Origin of the sequence: Streptomyces sp. NPDC050619 (assembly GCF_040654815.1) — a bacterium.
GTDB lineage: Bacteria > Actinomycetota > Actinomycetes > Streptomycetales > Streptomycetaceae > Streptomyces.
Genome location: NZ_JBFAIR010000029.1, coordinates 52253 through 71642, shown reverse-complemented (window position 1 = coordinate 71642; position 19390 = coordinate 52253). Strand labels below are relative to the sequence as shown.

The 19390-nt window shown below is 68.7% G+C and carries 18 protein-coding genes and 1 pseudogene; 17 read left to right on the top strand and 2 right to left on the bottom strand.

Annotated features, from left to right (window positions below; translation table 11 throughout):
- Positions 1-12 precede the first annotated feature (12 nt).
- From AB0I77_RS37155 to AB0I77_RS37100, 12 genes are all read left to right on the top strand, one after another.
- Positions 13-1656 (top strand): methane monooxygenase, encoded by a 1644-nt coding sequence (locus tag AB0I77_RS37155; RefSeq protein WP_363287193.1) that lies wholly within the window; start codon positions 13-15, stop codon positions 1654-1656.
- A 65-nt stretch (positions 1657-1721) separates the two neighbouring features.
- Positions 1722-2753 carry a 2Fe-2S iron-sulfur cluster binding domain-containing protein gene (locus AB0I77_RS37150; RefSeq protein WP_363287192.1) on the top strand — a complete coding sequence of 344 codons (1032 nt, stop codon included), beginning with the start codon at positions 1722-1724 and terminating at the stop codon, positions 2751-2753.
- A gap of 114 nt (positions 2754-2867) precedes the next feature.
- On the top strand, positions 2868-3998 hold the full coding sequence (locus AB0I77_RS37145; protein ID WP_363287191.1) for an aromatic/alkene monooxygenase hydroxylase subunit beta: 1131 nt from the start codon (positions 2868-2870) through the stop codon (positions 3996-3998).
- Positions 3995-4348: a propane 2-monooxygenase effector subunit MimD gene (mimD, locus tag AB0I77_RS37140; protein WP_363287190.1), complete on the top strand. Its 354-nt coding sequence runs from the start codon at positions 3995-3997 to the stop codon at positions 4346-4348. The genes AB0I77_RS37145 and mimD overlap by 4 nt, the downstream gene beginning before the upstream one ends.
- A gap of 18 nt (positions 4349-4366) precedes the next feature.
- Complete coding sequence (locus AB0I77_RS37135) at positions 4367-5374, top strand: amidohydrolase family protein (RefSeq protein WP_363287189.1); 1008 nt, start codon at positions 4367-4369, stop codon at positions 5372-5374.
- Positions 5371-6105 (top strand): iron-sulfur cluster assembly protein, encoded by a 735-nt coding sequence (locus AB0I77_RS37130; RefSeq protein WP_363287188.1) that lies wholly within the window; start codon positions 5371-5373, stop codon positions 6103-6105. Before AB0I77_RS37135 ends, AB0I77_RS37130 begins: the two co-directional genes overlap by 4 nt.
- Positions 6102-7127, top strand: a complete 1026-nt coding sequence (locus AB0I77_RS37125) for an NAD(P)-dependent alcohol dehydrogenase (protein ID WP_363287187.1) — start codon at positions 6102-6104, stop codon at positions 7125-7127. Before AB0I77_RS37130 ends, AB0I77_RS37125 begins: the two co-directional genes overlap by 4 nt.
- A 141-nt stretch (positions 7128-7268) precedes the next feature.
- Positions 7269-8936: a chaperonin GroEL gene (gene groL, locus AB0I77_RS37120; protein ID WP_363287186.1), complete on the top strand. Its 1668-nt coding sequence runs from the start codon at positions 7269-7271 to the stop codon at positions 8934-8936.
- Between the two features lie 104 nt (positions 8937-9040).
- Entirely contained in the window at positions 9041-9367 is a 327-nt protein-coding gene (locus tag AB0I77_RS37115) for a putative quinol monooxygenase (RefSeq protein WP_363287185.1), read from the top strand.
- Positions 9368-9434: 67 nt separating this feature from the next.
- Positions 9435-10361 carry a metal ABC transporter substrate-binding protein gene (locus tag AB0I77_RS37110; RefSeq protein WP_363287184.1) on the top strand — a complete coding sequence of 309 codons (927 nt, stop codon included), beginning with the start codon at positions 9435-9437 and terminating at the stop codon, positions 10359-10361.
- Positions 10358-11101, top strand: coding sequence for a metal ABC transporter ATP-binding protein (locus tag AB0I77_RS37105; RefSeq protein ID WP_363287183.1), 744 nt, complete (start codon positions 10358-10360; stop codon positions 11099-11101). The genes AB0I77_RS37110 and AB0I77_RS37105 overlap by 4 nt, the downstream gene beginning before the upstream one ends.
- Positions 11098-11964, top strand: a complete 867-nt coding sequence (locus tag AB0I77_RS37100; RefSeq protein ID WP_363287182.1) for a metal ABC transporter permease — start codon at positions 11098-11100, stop codon at positions 11962-11964. The genes AB0I77_RS37105 and AB0I77_RS37100 overlap by 4 nt, the downstream gene beginning before the upstream one ends.
- A 36-nt stretch (positions 11965-12000) precedes the next feature.
- Here the strand turns inward: AB0I77_RS37100 and AB0I77_RS37095 are convergent.
- Positions 12001-12166 (bottom strand): annotated as a pseudogene (locus tag AB0I77_RS37095) (transposase); the annotation flags it as partial.
- A gap of 391 nt (positions 12167-12557) precedes the next feature.
- Positions 12558-12752: a hypothetical protein gene (locus AB0I77_RS37090; protein WP_363287180.1), complete on the bottom strand. Its 195-nt coding sequence runs from the start codon at positions 12750-12752 to the stop codon at positions 12558-12560.
- A gap of 697 nt (positions 12753-13449) precedes the next feature.
- Here AB0I77_RS37090 and AB0I77_RS37085 point away from each other — a divergent pair.
- The 5 genes from AB0I77_RS37085 to AB0I77_RS37065 all read left to right on the top strand — a co-directional run bounded on the left by AB0I77_RS37085 (position 13450) and on the right by AB0I77_RS37065 (position 19350).
- Positions 13450-14607, top strand: a complete 1158-nt coding sequence (locus AB0I77_RS37085; RefSeq protein ID WP_363287179.1) for an XdhC family protein — start codon at positions 13450-13452, stop codon at positions 14605-14607.
- A gap of 110 nt (positions 14608-14717) precedes the next feature.
- Entirely contained in the window at positions 14718-15245 is a 528-nt protein-coding gene (locus AB0I77_RS37080) for a nuclear transport factor 2 family protein (protein WP_363287178.1), read from the top strand.
- A gap of 284 nt (positions 15246-15529) precedes the next feature.
- Entirely contained in the window at positions 15530-16171 is a 642-nt protein-coding gene (locus tag AB0I77_RS37075) for a (2Fe-2S)-binding protein (RefSeq protein WP_363287177.1), read from the top strand.
- A 9-nt stretch (positions 16172-16180) separates the two neighbouring features.
- Entirely contained in the window at positions 16181-17161 is a 981-nt protein-coding gene (locus AB0I77_RS37070; RefSeq protein ID WP_363287176.1) for a xanthine dehydrogenase family protein subunit M, read from the top strand.
- Positions 17158-19350, top strand: a complete 2193-nt coding sequence (locus AB0I77_RS37065; RefSeq protein WP_363287175.1) for a xanthine dehydrogenase family protein molybdopterin-binding subunit — start codon at positions 17158-17160, stop codon at positions 19348-19350. Before AB0I77_RS37070 ends, AB0I77_RS37065 begins: the two co-directional genes overlap by 4 nt.
- Positions 19351-19390: the final 40 nt, after the last annotated feature.

The following is a 19390-nucleotide window of genomic DNA, read 5'->3' as shown; positions in this document are numbered from 1 at the left end:
GGAGTATCACCCGTGAGCCGACAGAGCCTGAGCAAGGCGCACAAGAAGATCACCGAGTTGTCGTGGGATCCGACGTTCGCGACGCCGGCCAACCGCTTCGCGACCGACTACCGTTTCGACAAGGCCCCCAAGAAGGACCCGCTCAAGCAGGTCCTGCGCTCCTACTTCCCGATGGAGGAGGAGAAGGACAACCGGGTCTACGGCGCGATGGACGGCGCCATCCGCGGCAACATGTTCCGCCAGGTCCAGGAGCGCTGGATGGAATGGCAGAAGCTGTTCCTGTCCATCATCCCCTTCCCCGAGATCAGCGCGGCCCGAGCGATGCCGATGGCGATCGGCGCGGTGCCCAACCCGGAGCTGCACAACGGACTCGCGGTGCAGATGATCGACGAGGTACGTCACTCGACGATCCAGATGAACCTCAAGCGCCTCTACATGAACCACTACATCGACCCCGCCGGGTTCGACATCTCCGAAAAGGCGTTCGCGAACTGCTATGCGGGCACCATCGGCCGGCAGTTCGGCGAGGGGTTCATCACCGGCGACGCGATCACCGCCTCCAACGTCTACCTGACGCTGGTGGCCGAGACCGCCTTCACCAACACCCTGTTCGTGGCGATGCCCGCCGAGGCCGCCGCCAACGGCGACTACCTGCTGCCCACCGTCTTCCACTCGGTCCAGTCGGACGAGTCCCGGCACATCTCCAACGGCTACTCGATCCTGCTGATGGCGCTGGCCGACGAGGACAACCGGCAGCTCCTGGAGCGCGACCTGCGCTACGCCTGGTGGAACAACCACTGCGTGGTGGACGCCGCCATCGGCACGTTCATCGAGTACGGCAGCAAGGACCGCCGCAAGGACCGCGACAGCTACGCCGAGATGTGGCGCCGCTGGATCTACGACGACTACTACCGGTCGTACCTGATCCCGCTGGAGAAGTACGGCCTGAAGATCCCGCACGACCTTGTGGAGAAGGCGTGGGACCGGATCTGGAACCAGGGCTACGTCCACAAGACCGCCCAGTTCTTCGCCACCGGCTGGCCGGTGAACTTCTGGCGCATCGACGGCATGACCGACGACGACTTCGAGTGGTTCGAGTCCAAGTACCCGGGCTGGTACGCGGAGTACGGCGCCTGGTGGGAGGCGTACAACCGGATGCGGCATCCCGGCGCCAACAAGCCGATCACCTTCGAGGACGTCGGCTACCAGTACCCGCACCGCTGCTGGTCCTGCATGGTGCCCTGCCTGGTCCGGCAGGACATGGTGGTCGACAAGGTCGACGGTCAGTGGCGCACGTACTGCTCGGAGACCTGCGCGTGGACCGACACCACCGCGTTCCGGCCCGAGTACGAGGGCCGCCCCACCCCGTCGATGGGACGCCTCACCGGCAAGCGCGAGTGGGAGAGCTGCTACCACGGGCAGGACCTCGCCGACATCGTCAAGGACCTCGGCTATGTCCGCGACGACGGCAAGACGCTGATCCCGCAGCCGCATCTGGACCTCGACGACCCGAAGAAGCTGTGGACGCTCGACGACATCCGCGGCAACACACTCATCAGCCCCAACGTGGCGCTCAACGAGATGTCCGACGAGGAGCGCGAGGCACACGTCGCGGACTACCGCAGCCGCAGCAACATCACACCGTCGAGGCCCTGACCGAACCACAGGCAGGGGCGGCGACGAACCCGTCGCGGGGTCGCCGCCCCGGAAGGCTGGTCCTTGTGGGCGACAAGCACCGCATCCGATTCGAACCGGTCGGCATCGAGATCGAGGCCGACGAGGACGAGACCGTACTGGACGCCGCGTTCCGACAGGGCGTCAACCTCATGCACGGCTGCAAGGAGGGCCAGTGCTCGTCCTGCAAGTCCTTTCTGCTCGACGGCGACCAGCAGATGGAGCGCTACTCCAGCTTCGCGCTCGCCGACTACGAGAGCGAGGAGGGATACGTCCTGCTGTGCCGCGTGCACGCCTACGGCGACCTCCACGTCGAACTCATCAACTACGACGAGGAGATGCTCCTCTCCGGCATCCCGCCGCGTGAGGCCCGCACCACCGTCGCCGCGGTAGAGCCGCTCACCCACGACATCGTCCGGCTCGGCCTGATGATCGACCCCGCCAACGAACTGCCGTACCGCACCGGGCAGTACCTGGACATCCAGGTGCCCGGCACCGACCAGTGGCGGTCGTTCTCCATGGCGGGCCTGCCCGCCGAAGGGCCCGGCGGCGAACTGGAGTTCATCATCAGGCGCTACCCCGGCGGACTGTTCTCCGGGCTGCTCGGCGGCGCCCTGAACCCGGGAGACTCGCTCACGGTCAAGGGTCCCTACGGCACCTGTGTGATGCGGGACGCACCGGACCGTGACCTGATCCTGCTCGCGGGCGGCGCCGGCATGGCGCCGATCCTGGCCCAGCTGCGCGGCCTGGCCGCCACCGGCAGCGCCCGGCGCACCCGGTTCTACTACGGGGCGCGCACCCGGCGGGACCTGTTCGCGCTCGACGAGATCGCCGAACTCGGTCGCGGCCTCAGCGACTTCGCCTTCGTACCGGCCCTGTCCGAGGACGGAGCGGGCGCGTACGAGCAGGGGCTGATCACCGACGTCGTCGACCGGCACGAGGGCGATCTGTCGCAGGCCGACGCCTACCTGTGCGGCCCACCACCCATGTGCGACGCCGCTTTCGAGCTGCTCACCACCAAGGGCATGCCCGAGGAGCGGATCTTCCTGGACAAGTTCACCACGTCCACCGACACCTGACCGGCGCACACACCTGACCGGCGCACACACCTGACACGCGCACACACCTGATCCGTGCACACACCGACCTGGGCACACACCCGACCCTCCTGACCCATGCGAGGAGCCGTACGCATGACCACTCAAGCCGACAAACCGGCCAAGGCCGAACGCAGCTTCCCCAAACCGCAGTTCACCGACGCCGAGGCGGGAGCCCTCGTCTTCCCGAGCTCCACCAGCCGCACCTTCTCCTACTACAAGCCGCAGAAGATGCGGGCCAGCATGTACGAGGACGTCACCTTCGACGTCCAGCCCGACCCGGAGCGCCACCTGCTGCAGGGCTGGATCTACGGCTTCGCCGACGGCTCCTCGGGCTACCCGCAGGACTGGACCGCCCTCAAGTCCTCGGACTGGCACCGCTTCCTCGACCCCAACGAGGAGTGGGAGCAGACGATCTACCGCAACAACGCCAACGTCGTGCGGCAGGTCCAGCAGAACCTCGCCAACGCCCGCAAGGCCGAGGCCTACGGGCAGTGGAGCCGCTCCTGGAGTACCTTCGTCGAGCGGCACGTCGGCGCGTGGATGCACGCGGAACAAGGCCTGGGCATGCACGTGTTCGTCGCGATCCAGCGCTCCGCGCCCACCAACATGCTCAACAACGCGCTCGCGGTGAACAGCGTCCACAAACTCCGCTTCGCCCAGGACCTCGCGCTGTACAACCTCGACATCGAGGAGCAGCTCGACGGCTTCGACGGCTCCGCCCACCGGGACGTGTGGCAGACGGACCCCGCCTGGCAGGGCGTGCGGGAGAACACCGAACGGCTCACCGCCGTACAGGACTGGGCCGAGGCCCTGTTCGCCACGAACCTCGTCTTCGAGCCCCTCGTCGGCGAGCTGTTCCGCAGTCACCTCGTCCTGCAGATCGCCGCCCGCAACGGTGACTACACCACCCCGACAGTGATGGGCGCCGGCGAGAACGACTACGACCGCGACCTGCGCTACACCCGGGCCCTGTTCACCCTCCTGCTCGGCGACGCCACCCACGGCGCCGGCAACAAGCAGGTCGTCCAGGAGTGGCTGGAGCGCTGGGCGCCGGTGAGCCTCGACGCCGCACGCCGGCTGCAGCCGCTGTGGTCCCAGCCCGCCGAGAAGCCCGTCCGTTTCGAGGACAGTCTCGACCGCGCCAAGGAGCGCTTCGCTCGCCTCATACAGGACCTGGGCCTTGAGGCACCCGCCGACCGCACGAGCGAGAGGACCGCCAAGTGACCACCGCCCCGCAGCCGTTCAGCGCCGACCGCACCTTGTCGAACATGTGCGGCGTCACGCTGATGAACAACCAGAACGGACATGTCGTCGCCGATGTGATGCGCGCCAAGGAGAACGTCAGTGTCACCGACTACCCGTCGATGATCCGCGTCGACGGCGAGCGGGTACTCACCTTCGACTTCGACGAGATCTCAGGTGCCCTCGGCTTCGACTTCGACGTGTCCGACTTCGAGGAGATCATGTCCACCCACTACGGGCGCATGGTCCACCTCGACGACCGCACGGTGCTCTTCGCCAACCCCGAGGACGCCGCCGAATACATCGACTTCGACCTCAGTCCGGTCGACTGACGCCCGGGAGGAGCAGTCATGTACCGCAAGGACGGCGTCGACTACTTCATCGTCGACGGACACATCCACTTCTGGGACGCCAGCGAGGAGAACACCGCCAACAAGTACGGTGAGGGCTTCATCCGCTGCTTCTACGACTACCAGCGCAACCTCAGCCCCCAGGAGTGGGTGTGGCCGCTGGAGAAGTTCCGCAAGTACAGCGAACAGGATCTCGTCCACGACCTGTTCGAGACCGGATACGTCGACTGGGGCATCTTCCAGCCCACGTACCTCAACGAGTTCTACCGCAACGGCTTCAACACCACCGAACGCAATGGTCAGTTGGCCCGCAAGTACCCCGACCGGCTCATCGCCAACGGCGCTTTCGACCCGAGGGAGGGCGAGGCCGGCCTGGAGCGGCTGCGAAAGCTGCATGCCGAGTGGAACCTGCGGGGCGTCAAGCTCTACACCGCCGAATGGCGCGGCTCCTCCAAGGGCTGGAAGCTGAGCGACCCCGAAGCACAGGACTACCTGGCGCTGTGCCAGGAGCTCGGCATCCGCAACATCCACGTCCACAAGGGCCCCACCATCTGGCCGTTGAACCGGGACGCCTTCGACGTCGCCGACATCGACCACGCGGCCAGCGCCTTCCCCGGGCTCAACTTCATCGTGGAGCACTCCGGGCTGCCCCGCCTCGACGACTTCTGCTGGATCGCCGCCCAGGAACCCAACGTGTACGCGGGCCTCTCGGTGGTCATGCCGTTCCTGCACAGCCGCCCCCGCTACTTCGGCCAGATCATGGGCGAGCTGCTGTACTGGCTGAACGAGGACCGGATCGTGTTCGGCAGCGACTACGCGATCTGGAGCCCGAAGTGGCTGATCGAGAAGTTCGTCGACTTCCAGATCCCCGAGGACCTCCAGTCCGAGTACGGCGTCCTCACCACTGACGCCAAACGCAAGATCCTCGGCCTCAACCACGCGCGCCTGTACGACCTGAAGGTCCCCGGGAGTGCCCAACTGCCCGCCGCCCCAGAGATGCCGGTATGACCGCCGTCACCGAGGCGGTCGACCGGGTCACCGCCGTCAACGCGGCCCTGGCGGCGGTGCTCGACCCGGAACTCGACCGCCCCATCACCGAACTCGGCTTCGTCCGCTCCGTCAGCGTCGGCTCCGACGGCTCGGTGGAGGCCAGACTCCGGCTGCCCACCTACTTCTGCGCTCCCAACTTCGCCTGGCTGATGGTGGAGGACGCCCGGCGTGAGCTGGCCCGGCTGTCCTGGGTTGGGGAGTGCACGGTGGTTCTGGAGGACCACTTCGCCTCCGACGAGATCAACCAGGGCGTGGGAGGCGAGAAGTCGTTCGCCGATGCGTTCCCGGGGCTCGCCGACCCCGACCGCATGCAGGAGCTGCGCGCCGTCTTCCTGCGCAAAGGGCACCTGGCGGCCCAGACCCGTCTCGGCAAGAGGCTGCTGGAGCGCGGCTGGACCCATCGGCAGATGGCCGACGCGGTCCTGGGCGACCTGCCCGAGCGCCTGACGGTGACGCTGCGCCGCCGACGCGCCCTGCTCGGCCTCCGGGCGGATGTGTCGGCGCCGTTGTTCACCGACAACGAGGGACGCGCCGTGCCCGCCGCCGGTGTGGAGCGGCACCTGCTCATGGGCCGAACGGCCGGTGTCGGTATCGGCACCAACACAGAGTTCTGCGAGGGCTTGTTGGCCACTCGTTACGGACCGGCCGGTTGGACGGACGTGCGACGTGGAAGGGAGGAAGCGTCATGAAGGCCGTACGACTGCACCAGTACGACCACCAGCCCACGCTCGACGAGGTGCCCGACCCGGTGATCTCCTCCCCGCTGGACGTGATCGTGAAGATCGGCGGCGCCGGCGTGTGCCGTACCGACCTGCACATCATCGAGGGCCAGTGGGAGGCAAAGAGCGGCGTGAGCCTGCCGTACGTCCAGGGGCACGAGAACGCGGGCTGGGTCGCGGAGGTCGGATCCGCCGTCACCTCGGTCGCTCCCGGCGACCCGGTGATCCTCCATCCGCTCGCCACCTGCGGACTGTGCGCCGCCTGCCGGCGCGGTGACGACGTGCACTGCGCGGCGAGCGCCTTCCCCGGCATCGACTCGGACGGCGGGTTCGCGGAGTACCTGCGCACCAACGCCCGCGCGGTCGTCCCGCTCGACGCGGGCCTCGCCCCGGCCGACGTGGCCGCGCTGGCCGACGCGGGCCTGACGGCGTACCACGCGGCGAAGAAGGCGGCCCGCACGCTCGCTCCGGGCGCCAAGGCCGTGGTGATCGGCGCGGGCGGGCTCGGACACATCGGCATCCAGGTGCTGCGGGCGCTCACCCCCGCCGAGCTGATCGTCGTCGACCGGTCGGCGCAGGCACTGAAGCTCGCCGAGACGCTAGGCGCGCACCACACCGTCGTCGCCGACGGCAGCCAGGTCGACCAGGTCGCCGCGCTCACCGGAGGGCAGGGCGCCGAGGCCGTGCTCGACTTCGTCGGCGAGGGCGGCGCCCTGGAGGATGGCGTACGGATGCTGCGCCGGGCCGGCGACTACTACGTCATCGGGTACGGCGGAACCCTGTCCGTGCCGACCATCGACATCATCTCCACCGAGATCAACTTCATCGGAAACCTGGTCGGCTCCTACACCGACCTGGTGGAACTGATGGACCTCGCGGCACGCGGACTGGTCACCCTCCACACCGTCACCTACCCGCTGGACGACTTCGGCCGAGCCCTGGACGACCTGAATCAGGGCCGGGTGCGCGGGCGAGCTGTCCTCGTGCCCTGATCAGTACCCCAAGCAGGTGGCGGCGGCCGATCCGTGGACCCCGTTCGGGAGGGTCGGCGCACCACGGAAACCGCACGCAGGCCGCCGCCACCGTCCGTACACCTGCCGCATCCGAGCCGTACCCGAAGGGACGACCCCGCCATGGCGAAGGAACTGCGCTTCAATGCCGAAGCGCGCGCACTGCTGGAGAGCGGGGTGAACGCGCTGGCCGACGCCGTGCGTGTCACCCTCGGTCCGAAGGGCCGCAACGCGGTCCTGGAGAAGCTGACCGGGCCGCCCACCATCACCAACGACGGCGTCACCATCGCCCGCGAGATCCAGCTCAAGAACCCCTTCGCCAACATGGGCGCCCAGCTCGTGAAGGAAGTGGCCACCCGCACCAACGGGGACGTCGGCGACGGCACCACCACCGCCACCGTGCTCGCCCAGGCGATCGTCCGCGAGGGGCTGAGGGCGGTCAACGACGGTGCCAATCCGGTGCTGTTGAAGAACGGCATCGAGGCCGCCGTGGCGGCCGCCGTCGACTCGCTGACCGCCCAGTCGCGCCCGGTCCGCACCGACGGCGAACTCGTCCGGGTGGCGGCCCTGTCCGCCAACAACGACCCCGCCATCGGCGAGGCCATCGCCCAGGCCGTGGCCCGCGTCGGCCGCACCGGCGTCGTCACGGTGGAGGAGTCGTCGGCCTTCGGGATCACCGTCGAGTACGCCGAGGGCCTGGAGTTCGACAGCGGTTGGATCTCCCCGTACATGGTCACCGACCAAGGACGCATGGAAGCCGTCCTGGAGAACCCGTACCTCCTCTACTGCGACACCAAGATCACCAAGGTGCAGGAGCTGATGCCGGTCCTGGAGCTGGTGATGCGCACCGGATCCCCGCTGGTCGTGATCGCCGAGAACGTCGACGGGCCCGCGCTCGGCATGCTCGTCACCAACGCGGCGCACGGCACCTTCCGTTCGCTCGCGGTGCGCGCCCCCGGCTTCGGCTTCCGGCGCATCGCCGAACTGGAGGACATGGCCGCGCTCACCGGTGGCCGGGTCATCACCGGCACCGCGGGCCGCACCCTGGAGGGCGCCACCCTCGACGACCTGGGGCGCGCCGAGAAGGTCATCGCCACCGAACGCTCCACCGCCGTCCTCGGCGGGGCCGGCGGAGACGAGCGGGTGGCTGAGCGCATCGAGAACCTCAAGATCGAGATGGAGCGCGCCACCAACGAGCACGACCAGGACAAGCTCGGCGAACGCATCGCGAAACTCTCCGGCGGCGTCGCCGTCATCCGCGTCGGCGCCGCGAGCGGCGTCGAACTCAAGGAGAAGCAGATGCGCCTGGAGGACTCGCTCGCCGCCACCCGAGCGGCGGCCGAGGACGGCGTGGTGGCGGGTGGCGGCGCGGCGCTGCTGCACGCCCGGGCGGACATCGCAGCGCTCGACGGACCCGAACCCGGTCGGGGTGACGAGGACGCCGCGGTGGGCCGTGCCATCGTTGCCAAGGCGCTCGCCGAACCGCTCCGCTGGATCGCCATCAACGCCGGTCTCGACCCCGACGAGGCGGAGGCCAAGGTGGCCACGCTGCCCGTCGGCAGTGGCCTGGACGCCCTGCGCGGCGACTACGCCGACCTGCACCAGCGCGGAATCATCGACCCGGTCAAGGTCACCCGCAGCGCGCTGCTCAGCGCCGCGTCCATCGCCGCCCTGCTGCTCACCACCGAGACACTGATCGTCGAGGAGATCATCGGCAATCCCGGCTCCATCCACTCCCCGGAGATCGGCGACCTCGCCGAGGGGCTGCCGCGGCCGTCCAACATCCCGTAGCCAGAGGCCTGTTGGGTGACGGGGCGGGCGCAACGCCCGTTCCGCCACCGCGCCCCGCCGCGGGCTTCGCACGTGTTCCAAGGAGCCGTCTCAAGGAGCATTCAATGATCTTCATCGCCGTACGATTCACCGTCCGCCCGGAATACCGCGACCAGTGGCTCAACCGCGTGGCCGACTTCACCGCCGCCACCCGCGCCGAACCCGGCAACCTCTTCTTCGAGTGGTCCGTCGACACCGCCGACCCGGGCCGCTTCGTCCTCCTGGAGGCGTTCGCCTCCCAGAAGGCGGGCGTCGAACACGTCAACTCCGACCACTTCAAGGCGGCGATGGCCTGGATGCCCGACGTGGTGGCCGTGACGCCCGACATCGTCAACGTCGATACGGAGGGGCAGGGATGGTCGCGGATGGCGGAGGTCACGCCACGGAAGTGACCCCCGCAGGGAGCGTCCGGCGCCTGATGAACCTGTCTCTTGCCACCTCTGTCCAGCGGAGCCACACATGCCGAAGAGATTCGCCCGCAGCGCCTGGATCGCCTTTGCGACGACGATGGTGTTCCTGCTGGCCGCGTGCCGGATCGGTAGCGCGAGTGCGGCCCGTGCCGAGCGGCCGGTCGTCCTGACGACGTTCACGGTCCTGGCCGACATCGCCGCCAACGTCGCGGGAGACCACCTCCGGGTGGAGTCCATCACCAAGACCGGTGCGGAGATCCACGGGTACGAGCCCACACCGGACGACATCAAGAAGGCGGCCAAAGCGGATCTGATCATCGACAACGGCCTGCACCTGGAAGCGTGGTTCGGGCAGTTCGTGGCCGAGATCGACGTGCCGCACGCGGTGGTCAGCGAAGGAGTCACACCGATCGACATCGCCGAGGACGCCTACCGTGGACGGGCCAATCCGCACGCGTGGATGTCACCGCTGAACGTGCGGATCTACGTGGACAACATGGTGAAGGCGTTCAGCGAGCTCGCCCCGGACAACACAGCCGCGTTCAAGGCCAACGGCACGCGCTACAAGCGACAGCTGCAACGGCTTCATGACGAACTGGTGGGTGCGCTGGGCCGCCTGCCGGACAACGAACGTGCACTGGTCACCTGTGAGGGCGCCTTCTCCTACCTCGCACGAGACGCGGGCCTGACCGAACGGTACATCTGGGCCGTCAACGCCGAGCAGCAGGCCACTCCGCAGCAGATCACCCGCACGATCGACTTCGTCGAACAGAACAAGGTCCCCGCGGTGTTCTGCGAGTCCACCGTGTCCGACGCGCCGATGCGCCAGGTCGCCTCGGCCAGCGGCGCGCGTTTCGGCGGTGTGCTCTACGTCGACTCGCTGTCCGGACCGGACGGTCCAGTGCCCACCTACCTCGACCTGATCCGCCACGACGCTGACACCATCGTCACCGCGCTGACCGGGACCGCTCGATGAGCGCGCCGGCGATCCACGTCGGCCAGGCCACGGTCCGTTACGGCGACGTCGTCGCACTCGATCGCGTCACTCTGTCGCTGGCCGCCGGCCGGGTGTGCGGGCTCGTGGGAATGAACGGCTCGGGCAAGTCCACGCTGTTCAAGACCATCATGGGTTCCCTGAAGCCGGACAGCGGCACCGTGTGCGTCAACGGCGGCCCGCCCGCACGGGCACGCAAGTCCGGAGCGATCGGCTACGTACCCCAGAGCGAGGACGTGGACTGGGCGTTCCCGTTGTCGGTACGGGACGTCGTGATGACCGGCCGCTACGGGCACATGGGCTTCACCCGGCGCCCGCGTCGCGCCGACCACGAGGCTGTGGACCACGCCCTGGAGCGAGTGCAGCTCACCGACCTCGCCGACCGCCAGATCGGACGGCTCTCCGGCGGCCAGCGCAAACGCGCGTTCGTCGCCCGCGGAATCGCCCAGGGGGCCGGCATCCTGCTGCTGGACGAGCCCTTCGCCGGTGTCGACAAGAGCTCGGAGGCCACCATCACCGGTCTGCTGCGCGAACTGGCCCGCGACGGGGCCGCCGTCCTGGTGTCCACCCACGACCTGCACGCTCTTCCCAGCCTCGCCGACGAGGCGGTCCTGCTCATGCGCACGGTCCTCGTCCACGGCTCACCGGACGAGGTCCTCCAGCCCGACAACCTCGCGCGGGCGTTCGGTCTGGACGTGCTCCGGCGAGAGGAGACGGTGTGACCCTCTACGAGTTCCTCCTGGAACCCCTCACGTACAGCTTCATGGTCCGGGCCCTGGCGGCCACGCTCGTCGCGGCCGTGGTCTGCGCGGTGCTGTCCTGCTGGCTGGTACTCATCGGCTGGTCGCTCATGGGCGACGCCGTCTCCCACGCCGTGCTGCCCGGCGTGGTGCTGGCCTACATCCTCGGTGTGCCGTTCGCGTTGGGCGCCATCGTCTTCGGCGTGCTGGCCGTCGCGCTCATCGGTGTGGTCCGGGACACCAGCCGGATCAAAGAGGACGCGGCGATCGGCATTGTATTCACCACCCTCTTCGCCCTCGGCCTCGTGCTGATCTCGGTCACCCCCAGCCAGACGGACCTCAACCACATCATCTTCGGCAGCCTGCTCGGCGTCGACAGCGCCGACCTGATCCAGAGCGCCGCCCTCGGCGCCGTCACCCTCGCCGTGCTGATCCTCAAGCGCCGCGACTTCACCCTCTACGCATTCGACCCGACCCATACGCAGGCCATCGGCCTGTCCCCCCGTCTGCTCGGCGCGGCCCTGCTCGGACTGCTCGCCTTCACCTGCGTCGTGGCTCTCCAAGTCGCCGGTGTCATCCTGGTCGTGGCCATGCTGGTCATCCCCGGCGCGACCGCCTACCTGCTGACCGACCGATTCCAGCGCATGCTACTGATCGCACCGGTCTTCTCCGCCGCCGCGGCCGTCACCGGCCTGTACCTGAGTTACTACCTCGACACCGCCTCCGGCGGCATGATCGTCCTGGTCCAGGGCACCGTGTTCGCCCTCGTGTACCTCTTCGCCCCGCGCCACGGACTTATCAGTAACCGGGTCACCAGACGCCGACATCACCAGGTACATACGTGAACGCCCCGGCGATCGCAGTAGTGGCGGCGGCCCCGTGGCCCACGTGACCTGACGGCCGTCGGCCAGGCCGAGGACGTCCCCGATCAGTTTCAGCAGCTCGGGGACGTCGTTGGCAACCCGTCGCGACAAAGGGTCTTGCCGTCGGCATCTAGCGCGAGGCGCTGTGATGGTGTCCCTTGCCGCTGTCGAGTCCCGCCCGTATCCGGCTCCTCGTACTCCTGAACTGCTTGTTCGTGCGGTTCGTGCCAGAGACGACCTTGTCGGCATCGCTCTGCGCAGCGACTTGTTCGCACTTCCTGATCGGCGGTCGAGTCGTTGGGGCACTGTGCGGCGAAGCCAGGGAAGCCACGAGACGACAGCCGGGTGCTGAGTGCTGGGAGCCGGGTCGGCCGGTCCGCACATTCGCGCGGTCCACCCGGCCCGGCACAGACCGGACGGGACGGTGATCCGTCTCGTTCGTGGAAGGTGGCGGTGCCTCACCCGACGTGTGCGAGGAGGCGGACCCGGTCGGCGTTACACGGGCGTGATCCTGTAGGCGATAACGGGCATGTAGTTCATATTGTGGTCGCCGCGGGTCGCGCTCTGGCCAGGGTTCAGCGGGATGCCGTGCAGGTGGTCGCGTCGGAGTACAAAGTGGCGCTGCCACCTGTCATGTCCCATATCTCGTACGCGGTCCCGATGGCGACGGGCTTGCTGCGTTCGTCGGCGCTGGCGGGGGCGGCGACTGCGAGGGAGAGCGCGGCGGGGACGGCTGCGAGCGCGGCGGCTCGCTTGATCTTCTGTAGCACCGTGATCCTTTCGTGGGGGTCGGCCGACCACGTCCGCCGTTGGAGCGTGCAGGGTTGTGCGGCCGGTTCGAGGGGTGTGTGCAGACGGCGATTCCCCGCTCCGTGGGTGGTTACGGCGTCCCACTCGACGCGTGTGAGAGCCCCACGGAAACGGACGCCTGTCCGATACCGCGGGTAACCGTATTGGACGGCTGTCCGGTCCTGCAAGGGTCGAGTTCGAGCTGAACTGGGGGCGCAGGCGCAGGAGTTGAGCCAAATGGCTTTAACAATGGCCTCGGCTTCGGCACCGACTGAGCCGCACGGACGCGCGGCTGTGATAGATCGACCTGAGTGTGCGGATCTTGCCGGGGCTCGGCTCGCTGCAGAGCTCCGCCGGACGTGAGAGCTCGATCGGCGCCAACCTCCAGAATGCGCTCTCCGATTGCGCTGCGCGTTCGAGCGCTGAGGCCTGTCCCGCCTCAACTCCACTCGCTCTCCTCCTGGGTTTACACCCAGCCCCTTGCTAAGCGGACTGTAGTCCGCTACGTTCTCGCAGTAGCGGACAACGATCCGTTTAGCGGCACTGCAGCGCCGGATACGGCTAAGACCCATGGCCGACTACCGGCCTTCGTGCCCAGCGACGCGCCGGTACGCGACCGGCGTACGCCACCACACCTGCCCATCCGACCCAATCGCGTTCTGTCTGCGGAGGGACCAAGTGCTTGACATCGCCCAAGAGTTGAGTCGATGGGCCGAGGAGGGCCGCGAGTTCGCCGTGGCCACCGTTGCCGGTGTAAGCGGCAGCGCGCCACGCGGACTCGGGGCGGCCCTGGCCGTCGATCGCGATGGTACCGCCATCGGTTCGGTCTCCGGGGGTTGTGTGGAAGGAGCCGTCTACGACCTCTGCACGCAAGCGCTCGCGGATGGCAGGTCGGTCGTCGAACGGTTCGGCTACAGCGATGAGGACGCCTTCGCTGTCGGTCTCACCTGCGGCGGGATCATCGACATCCTGGTCACGCCGGTCACTGCCGACGCACCGGTCAGGACGGTGTTCCGGTCCGCCCTGACCAGCGCCGCCCGCAACGAGCCGGCCGCCCTCACACAGGTGATCCGCGGCCCGGCCGAGCTCCTGGGCAAGGGCCTGCTCGTTCGCCCCGACGGCACGTACGAGGGATCGCACGGAGACGACCAGGCTGTGCTGGACCGGACCGCGGCCGCCCAGGCGCACGCCCTGCTGGAGGCCGGCCGTACCGGCACCGTCGAGATCTCCGAGGACGGATCGCTCTGCCCCGGCGGTCTCACCCTGCTCGTCGCGGTGATCACGCCTCCTCCCCGCATGATCGTGTTCGGGGCGATCGACTTCGCGGCGGCACTGGTCGGGGTCGGCAAGTTCCTTGGCCACCACGTCACCGTGTGCGACGCCCGCCCCGTCTTCGCCACCCGGGCCCGTTTCCCGGACGCCGACGACATCGCCGTCGACTGGCCCCACCGCTACCTCCGGAGCACACCGACCGACGAGCGCACCGTCCTGTGCGTCCTCACCCACGACGCCAAGTTCGACGTACCCCTGCTGAACGAGGCCCTGCGGATGCCGGTCGCCTACATCGGTGCCATGGGCTCCCGCCGCACCCACGCCGACCGCGAGCGCCGATTGCGCGAAGTCGGCCTGAGCGAGCGGGAGTTGGCCCGGCTCAGGTCACCGATCGGCCTCGACCTCGGCGCCCGTACGCCCGAGGAGACCGCCCTGTCCATCGCGGCGGAGATCATCGCCACCCGACACGGCGGCACAGGCGTCCCTCTCACCGACGCCCAGACGCCAATCCACCGCGAAGCAGGTCAGCTGGCCGTACTGCGGGCCGTACTGGGAGTCGCCTGAAGGCCGCGCCCGACGCGTCACAAGCAAGGCAACCGAGCCTCTCCGGGCCTTTCGGGTGTGGAGACGAGCAAGACCACATCCATACACCGCAGATCAATTTGGAGACTGTCATGAAGTCCCACATCCTCAGCCGCCGCGTCACTCTTATCGGCGTCGGTGTCCTCACCACAGCCGCACTGACCGTGGGCACCACCGCCTTCGCCGGCACGGACACCACACCGAAGTCGTCCGCCGCGGCTTCGTTCGCCTCCCAGGAGGCCAAGGAAGCGCGCAACAAGCGAATCGCGCTCGCCTTCGTGGACCTCGCCCTCAACAAGAAGCAGCCGCAGAAGGCCGCCGACCTTTATCTGCGCGATCCCTACATCCAGCACAATCCCCAGATCACCAACGGCAAGGCGGCGTTCGTCACCTGGGCGACGAACTTCATCAAGGCTGTACCGGACGTCGAAGTGGACTTCAAGCGGGCCGTCGCCGACGGCGACCTCGTAATGATCCACAGTCGGCTGACCACCTCAGCGACGGACCGTGGCACCGCGGTTGCCGACATTGTCCGGTTCGAGAACGGCAAGATCGTCGAGCACTGGGACGTCCTTCAGGCCGTGCCCGAGACCGCGGCCAACGGCAACACCATGTTCTGACCTCGTAGGAGCCCCGCACACGATGGCGCCGCCCTGTGCGGGTCCTGTCCGGCTCGCCGTGCTGCGGCCGGGGGAGTCGGAGTGCCGAGGATCAGTCCGCCGCGCTCAACGCAAACCTGGTCGCCGTATCCCGCCCTGCCGTCCGGCGACAACCACCCTGCTCCTGCCGCCCGTTGACGGAACAGCAGCCCGCCTGGGCAACGGGCACGGGGCACCCTCGCGGGGGGCACGGCCACCGGCAAGCCCCTGACAACCACCCGTACCCCAACGAGGGAGAGTGGACAATGTCCATCGAACTTCCCGACTCAGCCGTATCTGAATCCGCCGAGCCCTCCTCGGCGCCGACCCGGCGTACCTTCATCGCGACGACCACTGTGGTCGGAGGGGTTGCCCTGGCCGGCGGCCTGGTCGCGGTGCCGCCCGGGCTCGGTGCCGATGAGGCGGAGGCCGCCGAGGCGCCGCCCGGCAGTCGCGTTTCTCTGACGGTCAACGGTGTCCGGCGCACGATCACGGTAGACAACCGCACCTCGCTGCTGGACCTGCTGCGCGAGCACCTGGATCTGACGGGTTCCAAGAAGGGGTGCAACGCCGGTGCCTGCGGCGCCTGTACGGTCCTGGTCGACGGACGCCGGGTCAATTCCTGTCTGACGCTGGCGGTGCGGCTGGAGGGTGCCGAGGTCACCACGATCGAGGGCCTGGAGAAGGGCGAGCGGCTCCACCCGCTGCAGCAGGCGTTCATCGACCAGGACGCCTTCCAGTGCGGCTTCTGCACCCCCGGCCAGATCGTGTCCGGTACCGCGTGCATCCAGGAGGGCCACACCGGCTCCTCGGAGGAGATCCGGGAGTGGATGAGCGGCAACCTCTGCCGCTGTGGCTGTTATGTGAAGATCGTGCGCGCGGTCGAGCAGACCGCCCGCGGGAAATGAGGCCCGGCCATGTATCCCTTCTCCTTCACCAAGGTCTCCGACACCCAGGGCGCGCTCGACGCCGGTCGCCGCGGCGGGCGTTACATCGCCGGTGGCACCACGCTGGTCGACCTGATGCGTGAGACCGTCGAACGCCCTGACACGCTGGTCGACATCAGCGCTCTGCCCCTTCGCGAGGTGACGGCCACCGAGCGCGGCGGTCTGCGGATCGGCGCGCTGGTGCCGATGGCCGAGGCTGCGGCCCACTCCAAGGTGCGCACCCTGTATCCCGTGATTTCCGAGGCGCTGGAGCTGAGCGCGTCGCCCCAGCTGCGGAACATGGCCACCATCGGCGGCAACATCATGCAGCGCACCCGCTGCACCTACTTCCGCGACGTGTCCGCCGACTGCAACAAACGCGAGCCGGGCTCCGGTTGTGCGGCCCGCGAGGGCTTCAACCGCACCCACGCGATCCTGGGCACCTCGGAGTCCTGTGTGGCCACGCACCCTTCCGATGTCGCCGTGGCCTTCGCGGCGCTGGAGGCGAGTGTGCACCTGCTGGGCCCGGACGGCGGGCGCACCGTTGCGTTCGCCGACTTCCTGCTGCGGCCCGGCAGCACCCCGAACAACGAACAGGCGCTGCGGAGGGGTGAGTTGATCACCGCCGTGGAGATCCCGGCCCTCCCGCGCCCGCTCAGGTCCGGCTATCTGAAGGTGCGTGACCGGCAGTCGTACGAGTTCGCCCTCACCTCGGCGGCCGTCGCGCTGCACATCCGCGGTGGTGTGATCCGGGAGGCGAAGGTGGCCGCCGGAGGCGTGGGCACCGTGCCCTGGAAGCTGCCCGCCGTCGAAAGAGCTCTCATCGGCGAGCGGCCCTCGAAGGGCCTGTGGGTTGAGGCGGCCGAGCACGCCGCGGACGGGGCCCGCCCCCTTCGGCACAACCGCTTCAAGGCCGAGCTGCTCAAACGCACCGTCGAACGCCAGCTGCGTACCGTAGGAGGCACCAAGTGAGCCAGCCACAGGCAGCCGTCGGCGCGTCGGTGCCCCGGGTCGACGCACGGCTGAGGGTCACCGGAAGATCGAAGTACGCCGGCGACAACAGCCCCGACGGGGTCGTGCACGCGGTCATCGTCGACAGCACTGTCGGCCGCGGCCGTATCACCGGCATCGACGCCGGCGCCGCCGAAGCCCAGACCGGCGTGGTCAAGGTGATCAGCTACCTCAACGCGCCCAAGCTCCCGCCTCTGGAGGGGTGGTATCCGCCCCCCTCAACGCTGCGCGCCTTCCAGGACGACCGGGTCCGGTTCTTCGGGCAGCCTGTCGCGGTGGTGGTGGCGTCCACGCTGGAGGTGGCACAGCACGCCGCGAGTCTGGTGGAGGTCTCCTACGACGCCCAGCCTCCCTCGACCGACATCAGCGCCGCCGAACCTGCGGATGATCCCGAGACCTATGCGCGCGGCGACGCGGACGCGGCTCTGGAGGCCGCCGCCGTCAAGCTGGACCTGGCGTACCGGATGGCCCGCAATCACCACAACCCGATGGAGCCGGCCAACACCGTCGCCCGCTGGGACGGTGACAAGCTCACCCTCTGGGAGAAGACCAACTGGGTGAGTGGCACCGTGATGGCCATGACCGCCGAGTTCGGCCTGCCGCCGGGCAATGTCCGCGTCATCGCGCCGGTCCTCGGCGGCGGCTTCGGCAGCGCCGGCCGGACCTGGGTGCACACCGCCATCGCGGCCATGGCCGCCCGCGAGGTGAAACGCCCCGTGAAACTCGCGCTCACCCGCAGGCAGACGTACTTCGGCGTGGGATTCCGGCCCGCATACGAGTACGGACTGCGGCTGGGCAGCGACCGGCGGGGCCGCCTGCGCGCGTCGGCGCACGACGTCCGCGCCGAGACCTCCAGCTACGAAACGCACAGCGAAGGCGTTCTCGAACCCGGCCGGATGCTCTACAGCACGCCCAACGTCCGTCAGGTGTACGCGCACGTACCGCTGAACGTGAACACGCCGACCTACATGCGCGGCCCCGGCTACGCCAGCGGCGCCTACCCCGTCGAGTCGGCGATGGACGAACTCGCCCACGAACTGGGCCTGGACCCGATCGAGCTGCGGCTGCGCAACGAACCGGCCGACGACGAGTCCACCGGGCTGCCGTTCTCCACCCGCCGCCTGCGCGACTGCTACCGCGTGGGCGCCCGCGAGTTCGGCTGGCACCGGCGCAACCCCAAGCCCCGCGCGACGCGTGACGGTGACTGGCTCATCGGTATGGGGATGGCCTCCGGGGTCTACGACACCGCGCGCAGCGAGGCCCAGGCCTCGGTCCGGCTCGACGCCGACGGCACCGCCCTGCTGCAGTCCGGCACCAGCGACATGGGTCCCGGCACGGCCACGTCCATGAGCCAGGTCGCCGCCGACGCCCTCGGCCTGACCATGCGCAAGGTGACCTTCCGGCTCGGCGACTCCCTCATGCCCCAGGCACCCGTTCACGCCGCCTCGCAGACCATGGCCAGTGTCGGCTCCGCCGTCCAGGACGGCTGCGACAAACTACGCAAGCAGGCGATCAAGCTAGCGGTCGAGGACGAAGGATCACCGCTGCACGGCGTCGACCCCGCCGACGTCGTGGTGCGCGGCGGCCGGCTGCACGTCAAGGGCAACCCCGCGCGCGGGGAGACCTACCAGCGGCTCCTGGCCCGCAACGACCGCACCCACCTCGAAGCGCTCGGCTCGTACGCCGGGGCCCCCGAATCGGGGGGGAAGTTCTCCTTCTACGCCTACGCCGCGACCTTCGCGGAAGTAGCCGTCGACGCCCACCTTGGCCTGGTACGGGTCCGGCGCATGGTCGGTGTGTACGACGCCGGCCGGATCATCAGCCCGAGACTCGCCGACAGCCAGGCCATCGGGGCGATGATCGGCGGCATCGGCCAGGCCCTCCTCGAGCACACGGTCACCGACCACCGCGACGGCAGGATCGTCAACGCCAACCTCGCCGACTACCTCGTGCCGACCCACGCCGACATCCCCAAGGACCTGAAGGCCATCTACATCGACGGGGAGGACTACGAGGCCGACCCGATCGGCGTCAAGGGGCTCGGTGAGATCGTCATCGTCGGAGTGGCGCCCGCCATCGCCAACGCGGTCTTCAATGCCACCGGCCGCCGGATCCGCGAACTGCCCATCACCCCGGAAGCCCTGCTCTGAACGCCAGGCCGGGTGGGTCCACCCGGCCACCCGGGCGTTC

Coding starts and splice junctions, on each gene's coding strand:
- AB0I77_RS37075 (WP_363287177.1), top strand. CDS start 15,530: ATGTCCATCGAACTTCCCGACTCAGCCGTATCTGAATCCGCCGAGCCC.
- AB0I77_RS37145 (WP_363287191.1), top strand. CDS start 2,868: ATGACCACTCAAGCCGACAAACCGGCCAAGGCCGAACGCAGCTTCCCC.
- AB0I77_RS37110 (WP_363287184.1), top strand. CDS start 9,435: ATGCCGAAGAGATTCGCCCGCAGCGCCTGGATCGCCTTTGCGACGACG.
- AB0I77_RS37070 (WP_363287176.1), top strand. CDS start 16,181: ATGTATCCCTTCTCCTTCACCAAGGTCTCCGACACCCAGGGCGCGCTC.
- AB0I77_RS37125 (WP_363287187.1), top strand. CDS start 6,102: ATGAAGGCCGTACGACTGCACCAGTACGACCACCAGCCCACGCTCGAC.
- AB0I77_RS37135 (WP_363287189.1), top strand. CDS start 4,367: ATGTACCGCAAGGACGGCGTCGACTACTTCATCGTCGACGGACACATC.
- AB0I77_RS37105 (WP_363287183.1), top strand. CDS start 10,358: ATGAGCGCGCCGGCGATCCACGTCGGCCAGGCCACGGTCCGTTACGGC.
- AB0I77_RS37130 (WP_363287188.1), top strand. CDS start 5,371: ATGACCGCCGTCACCGAGGCGGTCGACCGGGTCACCGCCGTCAACGCG.
- AB0I77_RS37080 (WP_363287178.1), top strand. CDS start 14,718: ATGAAGTCCCACATCCTCAGCCGCCGCGTCACTCTTATCGGCGTCGGT.
- AB0I77_RS37115 (WP_363287185.1), top strand. CDS start 9,041: ATGATCTTCATCGCCGTACGATTCACCGTCCGCCCGGAATACCGCGAC.
- groL (WP_363287186.1), top strand. CDS start 7,269: ATGGCGAAGGAACTGCGCTTCAATGCCGAAGCGCGCGCACTGCTGGAG.